General features: G+C 53.8%; 1 protein-coding gene. It reads right to left on the bottom strand.

From position 1 onward, the window contains the following. A partial coding sequence (locus SB816_RS32855; RefSeq protein ID WP_410548362.1) for a hypothetical protein occupies nucleotides 1-260 on the bottom strand: 260 nt, incomplete at both ends.

Genomic DNA, 260 nt, shown 5'->3' with positions numbered 1-260 from the left:
GTAGCTGTCGGTAAGCTGGAGTTTGCTGAGCTCTTTCTCCATTGCCGCCACCGCCTTTTCACTGAATGCGGCGGAATCATCGGTGATCACCGGGTTAAAGGTTGGGTCCATGGTGCCCATTTTTTCCTGGTGATGCACAGGAATATCACACCCCGGGAATGCGCCGGTAATAAAGAACTGTGCAGTCGCAACGGTACGTTGCAGACTATTGGCATAGGCATATACGGTGTCCGGCGGCGGGCATTCCCCCGATTTTACCA

Source organism: Achromobacter sp. SIMBA_011 (assembly GCF_046535435.1).
Classification (GTDB): domain Bacteria; phylum Pseudomonadota; class Gammaproteobacteria; order Burkholderiales; family Burkholderiaceae_B; genus Achromobacter; species Achromobacter dolens.
Note: the sequence above shows the minus strand (reverse complement) of the source record. Positions and strands in the feature narration are given on the sequence as shown.